The following is a 15,145-nucleotide window of genomic DNA, read 5'->3' as shown; positions in this document are numbered from 1 at the left end:
GGTGAGCGGCCCGGCCACGGGCCGCCATGCGTGACGCTTGGTTAACGTCTCTTCTGGTTGAATGCTTGAATGCTGGATGCCGAGGCGCGGTCCTTACACCGGCGCAACGCCGAGCGTGGTGCCACCGCACACGTACAGCACCTGGCCGGTGACGAAGCCGTTGTCTGGCGACAGGAAGAACAGCGCGGCACGCGCGACATCTTCCGGCGTGCCCATGCGCTTGACGGTGATGCTGGCCAGGATGCGCCTGGTCTGTTCGGCGCCTTCGGGGTTGCTCTTGCGGAACAGCTCGGTGGCGATCGGGCCCGGGGCCACGGCGTTGACGGTGACGCCGTCGCCGCCCAGCTCCATCGCCAGCGTGCGGGTCATGCCGATCAGGCCGGCCTTGGTAGCGGAGTACACCACGCGCTCGGCCTTGCCCAGCGCCGCGCGCGAGGCCATGTTGACGATGCGCCCGAAACCGGCGGCGCGCATCGCGGGCAGGCACGCCTGCGTCAGCAGCAGCGTGGCCTGCAGGTGCAGGCCGGTCACGTAGTCCAGGTCGGCAACGGTGGCGGTGTCGGCGGTGCCGGGGCGCGTGGCGCCGGCGTTGTTCACCAGGCGCGTGACGGCGAAGCGCGAGGTCACCTGCGCGGCCACGGCGCGGGTCGCCTCGGCATCGGTCAGGTCGGCCTGGAAGAAGGTCATGTTCGGGTGCGACCAGGCCGGTTCGGCATAGTCGACATTGACCACCTGGGTCACGCCATCGGCCAGCAGCATTTCACAGATGGCGCGGCCGATACCGGAACTGGCGCCGGTCACGAGCGTGGCTACGGGAAGGGACATCTTTGACTCACTTTCAAGACTACTGCGGACTGGCTCCCTCTCCCGCTTGCGGGAGAGGGAGTACACCCTCAGCTTTTCAACTGGCTTGACTTAGACACGCTCGATCACCATCGCAATACCCTGGCCCACGCCAATGCACATCGTGCACAGCGCGAAGCGGCCGCCGGTGCGGTGCAGCTGGTACATCGCGGTGGTGACCAGGCGCGCGCCGCTCATGCCCAGCGGATGGCCCAGCGCGATCGCGCCGCCGTTCGGGTTGACGCGCTTGTCGTCGTCGGCCACGCCCAGTTCACGCAGCACGGCCAGGCCTTGCGCGGCGAACGCTTCGTTCAGCTCGATCACGTCGATCTGGTCCATGGTCATGCCCAGCTGCTTGAGCAGCTTCTGCGACGCCGGTGCCGGGCCGATGCCCATCACGCGCGGCGCCACGCCCGCAGTGGCCATGCCGACGATGCGGGCGCGCGGGGTCAGGCCGTGCTGCTTGATGCCGGCTTCGCTGGCCAGCAGCAGCGCGCAGGCGCCATCGTTCACGCCCGAGGCATTGCCGGCGGTCACGGTGCCGTCAGGACGGACCACGCCGCGCAGCTTGGCCAGGGCTTCCATGCTGGTGGCGCGCGGGTGCTCGTCGCGCTCGACCACGATCGGGTCGCCCTTCTTCTGGGCGATGGTGACCGGGGTGATTTCCTGCGCCAGCGTGCCGTCGGCCTGTGCGCGCGATGCCTTTTCCTGGCTGCGCAGGGCCATCAGGTCCTGGTCTTCGCGGCTGATCTTGTAGTCGGTGGCGACGTTCTCGGCGGTCTCGGGCATCGAGTCCACGCCGTAGGCCGCGCGCATGGCCGGGTTGATAAAGCGCCAGCCGATGGTGGTGTCGAAGATCTGCGCATCGCGCGAGAACGCGCTGGTGGCCTTGCCCATCACGAACGGGGCGCGGCTCATGCTTTCCACGCCGCCGGCGATCATCAGGGTGGCTTCGCCGGCCTTGATGGCGCGCGCGGCGGTGCCGGTGGCGTCCATGCCGGAGCCGCACAGGCGGTTGATGGTGGCACCCGGCACGCTTTGCGGCAGGCCCGCCAGCAGCAGCGACATGCGCGCCACGTTGCGGTTGTCTTCGCCGGCCTGGTTGGCGTTGCCGTAGATCACGTCCTCGACGGCCGACCAGTCCAGGTTCGGGTTGCGGGCCATCAGCGCCTTCAGCGGCACCGCGCCGAGATCGTCCGGGCGCACCGCGGACAGGCTGCCGCCGTAGCGGCCGATGGGGGTGCGGATGGCGTCGCAGATAAAGGCTTCGGTCATGGTGTGTCTCTCTCGTTTTGGTGTGTGTGTCGGGTCTGCTGGTTATGCGGCTTGCTTGAGCGGCACCCCGGTCAGGCGCTGCAGCTCTTCAAAGCTCAGGCCGTCGACCAGGTCGCGCGCGACCAGCCCGTCGGCGGTCACGTCGATGGTCGCAAGGTCAGTGTAGATGCGGGTCACGCAGCCGATGCCGGTAAGCGGATAGGTGCACTGCGGCACGATCTTGCTCTCGCCCTGCTTGGTCTGGTGCTCCATCATCACGAACACCTGCTTGGCGCCGATGGCCAGGTCCATCGCGCCGCCCACGGCGGGGATGGCGCCGGGCGCGCCGGTGTGCCAGTTGGCCAGGTCGCCCTGCTTGGAGACCTGGAACGCACCCAGCACGCAGAAGTCCAGGTGACCGCCACGCATCATCGCAAACGAATCGGCGTGATGGAAAAACGAGCCGCCCGGCTTGACCGTCACCGGCTGCTTGCCGGCGTTGATCAGGTCGCCGTCTTCCTCGCCGGGCGCGGGCGCAGGGCCCATGCCAAGCAGGCCGTTCTCGCTGTGCAGCAGGATTTCCTTGTCTGCGGGCAGGTGGTTGCCAACCAGGGTCGGCAGGCCGATGCCGAGGTTGACCACGGCACCGTCGGGAATGTCTTTGGCCACGCGGGCGGCCATCTGATCGCGGGTCAGGCGTTGCATCTGTGTTTCTCCTGTTGCCAGTCGCGCTTATGCGGCCTGGGCGACCTTGACGACGCGCTTGACGAAGAGGCCCGGCGTCACGATGTGTTCGGGGTCCATCTCGCCCAGCTCCACCACGTGGCTGACTTGCACGATGGCGCATTTGGCGGCCATCGCCATGATCGGGCCAAAGTTGCGTGCGGTCTTGCGGTAAGTAAGGTTGCCCCAGCGGTCGGCCGTGTCGGCCTTGATCAGCGCAAAGTCGGCGTGGATCGGGGTCTCGAACACATAGCCCTGGCCGTCGATGATGCGCGTTTCCTTGCCTTCGGCCAGCGGCGTGCCGTACGCGGTGCGCGTGAAGAAGCCGCCGATGCCGGCACCGGCGGCGCGAATGCGCTCGGCCAGGTTGCCCTGCGGCACCAGTTCCAGCTCGATCTCGCCCGCGTGGTAGAGCGAATCGAAGACGTAGGAATCCGCCTGGCGCGGGAACGAGCAGATGATCTTGCGCACGCGCTTGGTCTTGAGCAGCGCGGCCAGCCCGGTGTCGCCGTTGCCGGCGTTGTTGTTGACGATGGTGAGGTCGCGCGCGCCTTGCGCGATCAGGGCGTCGATCAGCTCTGCCGGCATGCCTGCCATGCCAAAGCCGCCGATCAGGATGGTGGCGCCGTCGTGGATGCCGGCGACCGCCGCTTCCACCGAGTCGTATAGCTTGTTGATCACTTGCGTTCCAGGTCGGAAGATCCGCCAGGCTACCGGAGCGGGCCGCAAGACGCGGCGCATGAAAGGCTGTCTCCGGTAATCCTGCCGGAAGGAGTTTCGTCGCGGCGGGCAGCGCGGGGCGCCTCCCTCTGAACGAGTCCAGCAGTCTGCGTGTGGTCTGCTTTTTGTGGTGTGGACCGGTGGTTCGTTAACCGATTTGTTCGATATACGAACTTGAATTCGCAGAATGAACAGGTTACACCTGCGCGTCGGCGACGGTCAAGCCGACCGGGCGGTCGGCAAACCAGATTGTGCGATAAGCGCGCGCGGGTGACGGGCACGCCCCGTGTGTAGGACGGGGCCGACATCACAATCGGCTCGCACTCGATATGGCCCGGGGACCGTGCGGGCTATTGTGGAGTCAGGCAGGCAACACCCGCACAGCAGCCACCGGACCACCCGGCTGAGCAGGGCAGCCCTGGCAACAAACAAGAACGAGGAGCCCGTCATGGCCACCGTCCACGTCCCGTTTTCATCCACGCCCCATGCAGCGGCGCTTGCGCGCATCCTGCATGTCACGCAGCTGGCGTGGGGACTGAAACCCTGCAAGGATCGACCACTATCCCCCGCGCCTGCCCCGGCAGGCGCCAGCGTGCAATCCCGCACGCCGCCGCTGTCACGCCGTGCGCGCCTGGCCCGGGCAGCCGCCCGCGCGTTTGAAGCGCAAGTGATGGCGATTCGTTGCCGCCAGGTATTCGTCGCCTGACGGGGAAGCCCGCCGCACTACGCGGGTGTCGCCACGCCCGTCAACAGTACCCGGCTGCCGCCGACCCCAGGGCGCACCTCCAACCGCACGTCGATGCGCTCACGCAGTTCGGTGACGTGCGAAATGATCCCCACCAGCCGCCCTGCCTGCTGCAGGTCCAGCAGCGTACGGATGGCGAAGTCCAGGCTCTCGGGATCGAGCGTGCCAAAGCCTTCGTCGACAAACAGCGTATCGAGCTGGATGCCGCCCGCGCGCGACTGCACCACGTCGGCCAGCCCCAGCGCCAGCGACAACGACGCGAGAAAGCCCTCGCCGCCTGACAGCGTATTGGCCGGCCGCGCCGCGCCGGTATCGTGGTCGAATACTTCGATATCCAGTCCGCCCGCACTGCGCTGGTCGGCCTGCTCGCGCACGCGCTGCAGCACATAGCGGCCACGGCTCATCGCCAGCAAACGCGCGGACGCAGCTTCCAGCACCTCATCGAGCAGCGTGGCCAGCACGAAGCGCTGGAACGTCATGCGGCGCGGGTTGTTGCCGTTGGCGACTTCAGCCAGCCGGCCCAGCACCGCGTAGCGTGCCTCGATGTCGCGCCCCTGCGCATCGAGCTGCTGCAGGCGCAGCTGGCATTGCAGCAGCGTGTCGCGCGAACGGCCGCGCTCGGCCTGTTGCCGGACCAGGGCTTCCACCGCGGCTGCCGACACATCCCGCGCTGCGCGCAGGCCGTCCAGGTCCGGCGCGTCCAGCGTTTGCGCGGCGGCCTCGGCGCGTTCGCGCCGGTCGGCGGCTGTGGCCAGTTGGGTATCGAACGCGCGCAGCGTCGCGTCGAGCGCCTGCATGGCATCGTCGCCAAGACAAGCGGCGGCGTGGGCCGGCTCATCGGCAAAGCCTTGTTGCGCGAGCGCCTGCGCAAGCGCGGCCTCGGCCTCGGCCAGGCGGTGAGCCGCCTGCGCCTGTGCCTGCTGTGCCGAAACCAGTCCGGCCTGTGCCCCTGCTGCGTCCGCCGCAGCCTGGCGCTCGGCCGCCTGCGCAGCGGCCAGCGCCTGTTCCAGCGCAGCGAGCATGGCCTGCGCCTGGCGCAGGGCCTCGCCCAGCGCCACGGGGTCGCGTGAATCCTCGGGGACCTGCGCGCTGTTGGCCTGCCATTCGCCACGGCAGTGGGCCAGCGCCTGGGCAGCGGCATCGGCGGCGGCGGCGGCATCGCGGCTGGCGGCGTCCGCCGCTGCGAGCGCCGTGCGGCAAGCGGCAATGGCGGCTTCGCGTTGCGCAAGGCTTGCCGCCGCTTGCCGGCCTTCGGCCAGTGCCGCTTCCAGCGCCGTGATCTCGGCTTTCAGCTTGCGGGCGGACTCGTCGCCGACCTCACCCAGCGCCTGCGCCAGTTCGTCCAGCCGCGCGCGCGCCTGGGCAATGGCGGCTTGTGCCGCCTGGTGCTGGCCGGTGCAGCGCACCACATGGGACTCGGCCTCGAGCGCGGCGTGGCGGGCCTGCTCCAGCGCCTGGTCCGACAGCGGCGCCGCCACATGCTGCGCCGGTGCCGGGTGCGCGGTGCTGCCGCAGACCGGACAGGCATCGCCCGCTGCCAGGGTTGCGGCCAGCCGCGCGGCCTGCCCGGCGCGCCAGGCGGCTTCCGCTTCGGCCAGCGCGGCGCGGCACTGCTCGCGCTGACGCAGGGCTTGCTGTTCGGCAGCGGCGGCAGTGGCCGCCTGTGCGTTCGCCGTATCCAGCGTCCGGGCAGCTTGCTGATGACGGTCAAGCTGCCGCGCGCGTTCCTGCAATGCGGCCAGCTGCAACGCCGTGGCCTGTGCCTGCGCTGCGGCAAGCTGGCCTTGCGCCAGCGCGGACTCCGCGGCAACGGCATCGGCTTGCCGGGTGGCAAGCTGTGCGGCGGCGCGTTCGCGCGCGGTGGCGGCCGCCACCTGCCTGGCTTCGGCCGCCTGCAGCGCGGCCAGCTGCGCACCCAGCTGCTGCGCGCGCGGCAGCATGTCCGCCAACTGCGAGGCCCGCCGCTGCGCGGACTGGCGCGCTTCGGCGCGTGCCGTTTCGGCCTGCAATGCGGCAGCCGCCTGCGTGGCCTGTTGCGCGGCGCGCGCCGCCTGCTCGCCGGCCTGCGTCAAGGCAACCGCGCTGGCAGCCTGGTCGCGCTGCGCGGCTTGCCATGCCTGCAGTGCCGGCCTGACACGCGCGGCGCGCTGGGCGGCATGCAGGCGCACGCGCTCATCCTCCATGGCTGGCTGGCGCGCCAGCAGCGCCGCGTGCGCGGCCTGCGCCTGCTGACGTTCCTGCAACCGCGCCGCGACCTGCTCACCGGCACCCAGCGCCGTCTGCGCTGCGGCCAGCGTGGCGCGCGCGCCTTGTTCCTGCCCTTGCAACGCCTGCAACTCGGCCTGCAGCGCCTCGATTCCCTCTGCCAGCGCCTGCGCCGATTCCATGCCAACTTGCCGCAGCGCTTCGTCGCGCTGGATGGTGATGCGCTCGGCATCACGGCGGATGCCGGCGGCCTCGGCCTTCAGCAGCTCTTCCACGCGCCGGTACAGCTCGGTGCGGAACAGGCGCTCCAGAATGGCCTGACGCGCCTGCGAACTGGCGGTCAGCAATTCACGGAAGCGCCCCTGCGGCAGCACGATCACCTGGCGGAACTGCGCACTGTCGAAGCCCAGCAAGTCGCGCACGGCATCGCTGACCTTGGCGGGCTGGCTGGCCTTGCTGACCCAGTCGTTGCCGTCATGCAGGTCCAGCTGCGCCCTGGCCGGCTCGGTCACCCAGCCCTCGCCGCGCTGCTTGGGCCGCTCCTGCACGGGCGAGCGCACCACGCGCCAGCGCTGCGCGCCCAGGCTGAACTCCAGCGTCACCTCGGTGCGCAGCGCGGGCGCGGCGTTGGCGCTGCGCATGGCCTGCGCACTGCGCTCGCCACCGGAGGTATCGCCGTACAGCGCAAAGCAGATCGCGTCGAGCAGCGTGGTCTTGCCCGCGCCGGTCGGGCCGTGGATCAGAACAAAGGCCTGCTCGCCCAGCCGCGTGAAATCGACCTGCTCGGTCGCGGCAAAGGGGCCGAAGGCCTGCAGCGTCAAATGCAGCGGTCTCATGCCGACTCCCTGTCCGCGGCGGCGATCCCGGTCAGCACCTGGTCGAGCACGGCACGCTGGTCCGGTTCCAGCTCGGCATCCGCCACTTCGCGGAAGAAGTTGGCAAAGAGCTCGCCGGTTCCCAGCTGCCGCAGCTTGCGCCCCGCCTCCGAAGCCGTGCCGCTGCGGGCCAGCACAGTCCGCTCGATCGCGAGCGCATTGGGATAGACCTGCCGCAGCCTGGCCATCGGGTCCAGCAGCGCGCCCGTATCCGTGAGCCGCGCATGGATATAGTCATCGCGTTGCGGATCATCGGCACCCGCCGCCAGCACCGCGGCCAGTTCGCCTTCCACCACCCGCACGTCGCGCAGCGCCTGCAGCGCCACCGGCGTGATGGCGACGGCCCCGTCCGCGCCCAGCTCAATGCGCGACACTGACTTGTCGTGCGCGCACTCTGACAGCGAATACTTCAGCAGCGAGCCCGCATAGTGGATGCGCCCGCCGCCCAGCGTCTGGGGCCGGTGCAGGTGGCCCAGCGCCACCAGGTCGAAGCCGGCGAACAGGTCCGCGGCCACCGCACCGCTGCCGCCCACCGACAGCGGCCGTTCCGATTCGCTCGCCGCGCCGCCCACCACGAAGGCGTGGCCCACCACCACGGCACGCACGCCCGGCGGATGCACCGCGCGGATGGCATCGAGCTGTGCGCGCAGCGCCGCTTCATGCGATGGCAGGTCGGTGCCCATGGCATCGCGCACCACCGCCGGCTCCGCATACGGCAGCGCGTAGATGCGCACCTCGCCGTGGGCGTCGTGCAGCGTCACGCAGGCAGCCTCGGCCAGCGTGCGGCCGGCCACGTGCAGGCCCTGCGCCCGCATCAGCCGCGCGCCGAATTCCAGCCGCTGCGCGCTGTCGTGGTTGCCGGCGATCATCACCACCGGCACGCCGGTGTCGATGACGATGCGGCCCAGCACGTCGTCGAGCAAGGCCACCGCCTCGGGCGGCGGCACGGCGCGGTCGTAGACGTCGCCGGCGATCAGCACGGCATCGGGGCGTTCGGTGCGGACCAGTTCGACAAACTGATTGAGGATATGGACCTGGTCTTCCAGCAGGCTGCGCGCATGGAAGAGCCGGCCGAGATGCCAGTCGGCGGTGTGAAGAAAACGCAATCCGGGATCCGGTTATTGAAAGGGCGAAACCCGCATCATAATGCGTCGCGACCTGACCACCCGTTCAGCAACGGTTCAGGCGGGCGCGCGCATCATGCATGCAGTCGCCCCCAGATTGAAGATAACGGAGAACGCTCATGAAACGCATTTTGACCGCTACTGCCCTGACGCTTGCCCTGGGCCTGGCCGCCACCGGCGCCAGCGCCCAGTACACCGGCCCGTCTGCCATCCCGGCGATGACCGTCAAGGCGCTGCAGGCGGAAGGCAAGGACGACCAGCACGCCGTGCTGCGCGGCAAGATCGTCAGCAACGTCGGCCACGAGCACTACCTGTTCTCGGACGGCACCGGCCAGATGAAGGTGAAGATCAAGGCCAAGCTCTGGCCGGCACAGAAACCGGTGGATGCGCAGACCACGGTGGAACTGCTCGGCGAATACGACAAAGACCTGATTGGCGAATCGCACTTCGACGTGAAGGAGATCCGCCTGCAGTGAGGCGGATGCGCGCGCTCACACCGGCTCGGCCTCGCTGTCGGCGATCTGGAACTTGCGCATCTTTTCCCACAGCACCTTGCGGCTGATGCCCAGGCTTGCCGCCGTGTCCTGCCGCCGCCAGCCATTGGCATCGAGCGCGGCCAGGATGCGGCGGCGTTCTTCCGTATCGGCACGCAGGTCGTTGCGCTCGCCGCCATCGAACGCACCTGGATGCAGCGAGCGGAACAGCGGCCGGATGTGCTCTTCGTCCCAGTGCCCGGTTTGCTGCACGGTAATGCCCACACGCTCAGCCAGGTTGCGCAGCTCGCGCACATTGCCGGTGAAATAGGCGGTGCCGACCGCGCCCTTGAGCCAGTCCGGCATCGGCGGCAGCGCATCGAAGCCGGATTCCCCCAGCATATGGCGCAGGAACGACTGCAGCAGCGCCACCTTGTCGGCCGGGCCACGCTCTTCCAGGCTGGGGATGCGCATCTCGATCACCGCCAGGCGGAAGAACAGGTCGGCGCGGAAGCGCCCCTGCCGCACCGCATCGCGCAGGTCCTTGTTGGTCGCCGCCACCAGCCGGAAATCCAGCTTGACCGCCAGGGTCGAGCCCAGCCGCGTGATCACGTTCTCTTCCAGCACGCGCAGCAGCTTGACCTGCTGGAACAGCGGCAGGTCGCCGATTTCATCGAGAAACAGCGTGCCGCCGTTGGCCTGCTCGAAATAGCCACGGTGCGCGAATGAGGCGCCGGTGAACGCGCCCTTGGCATGGCCAAAGAACTGCGACTCGAACAAGCCGTCAGGGATCGCGCCGCAGTTGACCGCGACGAACGGCCCCTTTCCATAAGTGCCGTTGCGCTCATGAAACAGGCGCGCGATGCGTTCCTTGCCCGCGCCGGTTTCGCCATACAGCATCACGTTGCTGCCGAAGTCGGCAAAGGTTTCCACATGCTGCAGCAGCTGGCGCATCGCCGGCGAACCGGCCACCAGGTCGGCCTCGCGCTCGCCGGGCGCGTCCGTGGCTAGCAGTTGCGGCAGCAGCTTGCCGATCTGGCTGCGCAGGTCCGCGCCGGTGAAGTCGTCGGCAAGGATATGCGCGTACTCCGGCGGAAAGCGGCCGGGATCGGCCTCGCGGCCAGGGCCGGCCACCCAGATCACCGGCATGCCGTGCGCGGCCTCCCAGTCCAGCGAGAAGCGCGCCGCGCCGATCACCGACACGCTGATCACCGCGATGCAGGGCTTCAGGCGCGGCTCGGCGGGCAAGGCTTCAAGCGCGCCGGCGCGGATCACGTCAACGCCCAGCGGCGCCAGGAAACGCGTGACGCGGTCGGCAATCTCGTACTTGCCTTCCCACACGTAGACTTCAAGGTTTTCGTAGGCCCAGCGGTCTGTCTTCATTCGATTTCTGCCATCAGGCGGTTTGGCGCGATCATGGCTCAGTACACCAGTTCGGCATTGTTGCAGTCGATGCTGTGGACCCAGAGGTCGGCGGTGCCTAGCTGGATGCCTGCCTGCGCGAGAACGGATGGCAGGACTGCGTCCAGTGCCGCGCCGAGGGGGACCAGCAAGCCGCTCAAGTCGAGGGAAAGCGGGATTGGGATGCCCAGCACCTCGGGCGTGACCTGCAACGCGAGCACTTGGGAGAAAATTCCTCCGATCGGGTTGGTCGTGCCCACTTGCGCATGTCCACCAGGCGCGAGGGTGATATCACTGCCCGCTGTACCGCGGTTTTTCGGGTTATCGACTACCACAAGCTTGATCAGCGGTTGGAAGAGTGCCGATGCCGTGCCGATCGTCACCTTGCCACCTGTGCATTGGTTCGTGAGACAAGCGCTTACCAGGCTGGGTGTGACATGCAACGTGGCACGACGGTCGGCAGGTGCCGCCGCACACTGCAGGCCGGTCAGATCAGCCGTAGCTTCGGCAGCGGCGATATGCAGGGGTACGTTGAGTTGGACGCCGAGCAAGCCGCTGATTGGACCACTCGATACGGTAGCGGCCAACGCGACCTCTACCTGTGCGGAGTGCGCCGAGGTCTGCCATGTTGCCGGGTTGTCGGTCAGCTTGCGCGCGGGTCCGACCGCCATGACCGGCGGCTGGATCACCTGCACGCTGGCACTCAGGCCACCCAATCCTGCCGGCAATTGCACCGTCACCGGAAGCGCCACCGCCGCGTCGCCCCGCGCCACCTGCGCCCCGGCCAGTAGCAACTGGGCCACGCTAAGCCCCACCTCCGCAGCCGACGATGCCGCTGGCGCCAACACCCCAAGCTGTAGCAAACGGGCCAGCGACACCGCGACTCCCGCCCCGCCCGCGCCCAGCGTGGTCGGTGGACTGCCCAGCATCGTGTTCAACAGCGCATCGCGGCCAGCCGCACCGAGCACGAGCGCGTAGAAATCCCTCAGACTCAGCGCAGTGTTCAGCAACTGGTCCACCGTACCCACGTTTGCCCGCACGCGTAGCTGATCCAGCGTCACATTGGCATTGACCAGTCCCTGCCAATCCACGGCCGACAATTGCACCGAGCTCCCCAACAAAACGCTTAGCAGGCTGTTGGCCGAATTGACATCCAGCAACCCGGTCCCGAGCGAAAACGCCGCCACCGGCGGACTGCCACTGGCAATCGATTCCGCAAACAGCTGCCGGCCGCTGCCACCATCGAATACGAACAGGATCGGCACGGTCTGCGTAGCTTGCACGCGCACGGCGTTAGGAGATAACCTGGCCGGATCGTAAGCGGCGCTGAAATGCCTGGGGCCGCCACTTGCCGGATCCCACACGCCCAGACAGGCGGTCATGGCATCCGCGCTGCCGCCGGCGGCATCGCCGCACCCCATGGCAATGCCTGATGGATACCCGTTCTTCGCGCCGATATTGCTGACGGTGCCCAGCACGGCGCCGTTGAGATTGGCCGGCGTATCCGCCCGCTTGAGCTGCTGCGCCGCCGACATCGCCGACGGCGCCTGCGAGATGGTGCTCGACGTCAAGCGCAAGCCGTTCACCTTCGGCACCGGCATCGAATACATGTCGCCGGGCCTGCGCGCCATTGCCACCGCCACCACCAACAGCCTGACGCCGCTGGGCGAGCAGATCTCGGTCTCGGCACTGTTCCCCAAGGGCCGCGACAACGAGGAGTACTACGCCGCCAGCTACGCGCAGCCGCTCGGCACCGAGGGCATGATCGCGCGGCTCAACGCCTCGCACTACCGCGGCGTGCCGCAGAACGCCACGCTGGAGGCGATCGGGTTCAACCCGCGCTACGTCAACGACACCAAGCGCATCGGCGGCTCGCTCAGCTATCCGCTGCTGCTGTCCAACGCGCACTCGCTCACGCTGACCGGCGGCTTCTACGGCGCCGACCAGTTCGAGCGCTACACCCACAGCGCCACCGGCACGCGCGTGACGCTGGGCACCAACGTGCGCGTAGGCACCGCGGAGCTGACCTACGCGCAGCGCGGCGAAGGCGTGAGCCGCAACGCCACGCTCGGCCTGTACAAGGGTTTCGATGCGCTGGGTGCGAGCCGCCAGAACAACACCAACGACCTGAGCTTCTTCCGCACGCGGCTGCTGCTGTCGCAGTCGAAAGACCTGCCGGCGGGCTTCGGCCTGACCGTGGCCGCGGCGGGCCAGTACAGCGGCGACCGCCTGGCCTCGGGCGAGCAGATCAGCTTCGGCGGACGCTTCTTCGGGCTGGGCTATCCCGCCGGCGAAGTGGCGGGCGACAAGGGCTGGGGGGCCTCGGCGGAAATCAGCCGCCTGTTCCTGCCCGACATGGCCTACCTGCGCACGATCCAGCCCTATGTGTTGGCCGATGTGGCGCGCGTGTTCTCCAACAGCGTGTCGCTGTCGCACCGCAGCCTGTCATCGGTGGCCATCGGCGCGCGCTTCTCGGACCGGCGCTACTACACGCTGGACCTGTCGGTGGCACAACCGGTGGGTGACAAGCCGACCAATGCGAGCCATCGGTCGCCGCGGATCAACATGACCTATTCGTACCAGTTCGATTGAGCTGGTCGCGTTTGGGCTGACTACACAAGGTTTCCCTGCACCCGGCCGACGGCAGTCTCGCGTCGGCCGTTTTTTTATCCCGAAGGCTGCGTCTGGAGCGAGCACGCGCACCAACCCGCACAGGCAGCGCAGCCTGTGCCGGCACGCAATACCGCCGCGCAAGCGCGGCGCCGCACTCAGGTCACGCGGAAACCGACCTTCAGTGTGACCTGGTAGTGCGCGATCTTGCCGTTCGTGATGTGGCCGCGCGTTTCCACCACTTCGAACCAGTCGATGTTCTTGATGGTTTCACCGGCCTTGTCAATGGCGCTCTGGATGGCCTGGTCGCAGCCATCGGGTGAAGATCCGACGATCTCGACCAGCTTGTAGGTATGGTTGCTCATATCCCTCTCCTTGGCGGGCGGCCCCGCGGGGGTTCCATCCATCATAGGCGCGGGTGCGGATAGTCCCAAGGGCAGCGGCGGTGCACCGATGCTGCACCGCATAGCCGGCAGCAGATCCTGTTACACAATCACGCTTTGCCAGTGGCGTATGCGGCTGCTACGCTGCGGACCCGCCCCCGACAGCATGCGGCGCGCGGCGCGCGCATGCTGTCATTTACCGACGCAAAGATCCGCCGTGACTTACAGATTCATTCGCCGGGCCGTGCTGGGCCTGGGCCTGGCCGCCGCCGTGTCGGCCTTCACCTCGTTCAGTCCCTTCGCGCTGCTGGCGCACGCCCGGTCGGCTTCCACCTTCGACCAGGTGACCGACACCATCGCCAACAGCATCAGCGAGACCTTCAACGAGGCCGTCGCCAACCACTTTCCCACGCGCACCGGCAAGCCGGCCCAGCCGGCCCAGCCGCCGGATGCGAAGCCGGTGCCGGCCAAGCCCTTTGCCGATGGCAGCGGCTACACGCTGTGCTTCGTGCCCGATGGCGCGAGTTGCCAGGCGCTGCTGGTCAATGCCATCCGCAGCACGCGCCATCGCCTGCTGATCCAGGCCTATTCGTTCACCAGCGCACCAATCGCCGAGGCCGTGGCGCAGGCGCACCGGCGCGGCGTGGACGTGCGCGTGATCCTGGACAAGAGCCAGCAGTCCGAACGCTATACCAGCGCCACCTACCTCAAGCACGCCGGCGTGCCGGTGGTGATCGACAACAAGCCCGCGATTGCGCACAACAAGGTGATGGTGTTCGACGACCAGGCGGTCTTCACCGGATCGTTCAACTTCACCAAGTCGGCGCAGGAGCGCAACGCCGAGAACGGCATGCTGATCCGCGGCGACGCCGCGGTGGTCAGGGCCTACACCGACAACTGGAACAAGCGCTACCAGCAGTCGCGCGCGTACTGACGGCAGCGGCGTCGGGGCGCCCTGCCCTGCATGAAGCGGCGCGCGGTGGCAAACTTGCGGGTTGACGCCGCGGCATGCCGCCGCGGAACCCGCCCGTTTCCTGTTCAGAGCCCTTCCGGAGAGCCTTTCCCCATGACAGCCATCCCCGACAGCCAGTGGATCCGCGTTGACACCGCCGCGGGCAGCTTCGATGCCTACCTGAGCCTGCCGCCGGCAGGCGTGCAGCCCGGCGCGCCGGGCATTGTGCTGCTGCAGGAGATCTTCGGCGTGAACGAGCATATCCGCGCCGTGGCGGACCAGTACGCCGCCGACGGCTATGCGGTGCTGGCGCCGGACGTGTTCTGGCGCCAGGCGCCGCGCGTGCAGCTGGGCTACGAAGCCGACGACATGGCGCGCGGCATGGCGCTGCGCAACGCGGTGGATGTGCCGGCCGCGCTGGACGATATCGCCGCCACGGTGCAGGTGCTGCGCCAGCACACCGGCGCCGGCAAGGTGGCGGCGGTAGGCTATTGCTTCGGCGGCCTGCTGTCGTACCTGAGCGCGGCGCGCGGACTGGTGGATGCCGCGGTGCCCTACTACGGCGGCGGCATCCAGAACCAGCTGCAGGAGGCGGCGAACATCCACGTGCCGGTGCAGTTCCACTACGGCGCGCTCGACGCGCATATCCCGCCAGAGGCCGTGCAAGGCGTGCGCGACGCCATGATCGGCAAACCCGGCAGCGAGATCTTCGTCTATGAGGGCGCGGACCACGGCTTCAACTGCTGGGCGCGCGGCTCCTACCACCAGCCCAGCGCCGCGCTGGCGCACGGGCGCGCGCTGGTGTTCCTGTCGGAAGCGCTATAGTCGCTCATCCCC

At 68.4% G+C, this 15,145-nt stretch carries 13 protein-coding genes and 1 pseudogene; 5 read left to right on the top strand and 9 right to left on the bottom strand.

Annotation, left to right across the window (positions count from 1 at the left end; genetic code table 11):
- Positions 1-93: 93 nt before the first annotated feature.
- The 4 genes from ACW4E8_RS33440 to ACW4E8_RS33425 form a co-directional block, all read right to left on the bottom strand.
- Positions 94-825: an SDR family NAD(P)-dependent oxidoreductase gene (locus tag ACW4E8_RS33440; protein ID WP_078198831.1), complete on the bottom strand. Its 732-nt coding sequence runs from the start codon at positions 823-825 to the stop codon at positions 94-96.
- 90 nt (positions 826-915) lie between these two features.
- Positions 916-2,118 carry a 3-oxoadipyl-CoA thiolase gene (gene pcaF / locus ACW4E8_RS33435; RefSeq protein ID WP_456808423.1) on the bottom strand — a complete coding sequence of 401 codons (1,203 nt, stop codon included), beginning with the start codon at positions 2,116-2,118 and terminating at the stop codon, positions 916-918.
- Between the two features lie 42 nt (positions 2,119-2,160).
- Complete coding sequence (locus ACW4E8_RS33430; RefSeq protein ID WP_456808422.1) at positions 2,161-2,802, bottom strand: CoA transferase subunit B; 642 nt, start codon at positions 2,800-2,802, stop codon at positions 2,161-2,163.
- 27 nt (positions 2,803-2,829) lie between these two features.
- Positions 2,830-3,501: a 3-oxoacid CoA-transferase subunit A gene (locus ACW4E8_RS33425; protein WP_456808421.1), complete on the bottom strand. Its 672-nt coding sequence runs from the start codon at positions 3,499-3,501 to the stop codon at positions 2,830-2,832.
- Positions 3,502-3,988: 487 nt separating this feature from the next.
- Between ACW4E8_RS33425 and ACW4E8_RS33420 the strand changes: the two genes are divergently transcribed.
- The gene (locus ACW4E8_RS33420; protein ID WP_456808420.1) at positions 3,989-4,246 is read left to right on the top strand and encodes a hypothetical protein; all 258 of its coding nucleotides are present in this window, start codon (positions 3,989-3,991) and stop codon (positions 4,244-4,246) included.
- Between the two features lie 17 nt (positions 4,247-4,263).
- Here the strand turns inward: ACW4E8_RS33420 and ACW4E8_RS33415 are convergent, their stop codons facing one another.
- On the bottom strand, positions 4,264-7,326 hold the full coding sequence (locus tag ACW4E8_RS33415; RefSeq protein ID WP_456808419.1) for an AAA family ATPase: 3,063 nt from the start codon (positions 7,324-7,326) through the stop codon (positions 4,264-4,266).
- Positions 7,323-8,471, bottom strand: coding sequence for an exonuclease SbcCD subunit D (locus ACW4E8_RS33410; RefSeq protein WP_456808418.1), 1,149 nt, complete (start codon positions 8,469-8,471; stop codon positions 7,323-7,325). The genes ACW4E8_RS33415 and ACW4E8_RS33410 overlap by 4 nt, the downstream gene beginning before the upstream one ends.
- A 137-nt stretch (positions 8,472-8,608) precedes the next feature.
- Between ACW4E8_RS33410 and ACW4E8_RS33405 the strand changes: the two genes are divergently transcribed.
- A complete protein-coding gene (locus ACW4E8_RS33405; protein ID WP_456808417.1) occupies positions 8,609-8,965 on the top strand; it encodes a YgiW/YdeI family stress tolerance OB fold protein in 357 nt (118 codons plus the stop codon).
- A gap of 15 nt (positions 8,966-8,980) precedes the next feature.
- On the opposite strand, the gene ACW4E8_RS33400 is transcribed toward ACW4E8_RS33405, so the two are convergent.
- Complete coding sequence (locus tag ACW4E8_RS33400; protein ID WP_456808416.1) at positions 8,981-10,345, bottom strand: sigma 54-interacting transcriptional regulator; 1,365 nt, start codon at positions 10,343-10,345, stop codon at positions 8,981-8,983.
- A gap of 38 nt (positions 10,346-10,383) precedes the next feature.
- Positions 10,384-11,934 (bottom strand): TadG family pilus assembly protein, encoded by a 1,551-nt coding sequence (locus ACW4E8_RS33395; protein ID WP_456808415.1) that lies wholly within the window; start codon positions 11,932-11,934, stop codon positions 10,384-10,386.
- Here ACW4E8_RS33395 and ACW4E8_RS33390 point away from each other — a divergent pair.
- Positions 11,903-12,955 (top strand): annotated as a pseudogene (locus ACW4E8_RS33390) (ShlB/FhaC/HecB family hemolysin secretion/activation protein); the annotation flags it as partial. The gene ACW4E8_RS33395 and the pseudogene ACW4E8_RS33390 sit on opposite strands and share 32 nt — an antisense overlap.
- 176 nt (positions 12,956-13,131) lie before the next feature.
- On the opposite strand, the gene ACW4E8_RS33385 reads toward ACW4E8_RS33390, so the two are convergent.
- Positions 13,132-13,338, bottom strand: a complete 207-nt coding sequence (locus ACW4E8_RS33385; protein ID WP_340531098.1) for a dodecin — start codon at positions 13,336-13,338, stop codon at positions 13,132-13,134.
- Positions 13,339-13,573: 235 nt separating this feature from the next.
- Here ACW4E8_RS33385 and ACW4E8_RS33380 point away from each other — a divergent pair, with 235 nt between their 5' ends.
- The gene (locus ACW4E8_RS33380) at positions 13,574-14,290 is read left to right on the top strand and encodes a phospholipase D family nuclease (RefSeq protein WP_456808414.1); all 717 of its coding nucleotides are present in this window, start codon (positions 13,574-13,576) and stop codon (positions 14,288-14,290) included.
- A 132-nt stretch (positions 14,291-14,422) separates the two neighbouring features.
- Positions 14,423-15,133: a dienelactone hydrolase family protein gene (locus tag ACW4E8_RS33375; protein WP_456808413.1), complete on the top strand. Its 711-nt coding sequence runs from the start codon at positions 14,423-14,425 to the stop codon at positions 15,131-15,133.
- Positions 15,134-15,145: the final 12 nt, after the last annotated feature.

Source organism: Cupriavidus sp. CP313 (genome assembly GCF_054072015.1).
This window is presented reverse-complemented; position numbering and strand designations above follow the sequence as displayed.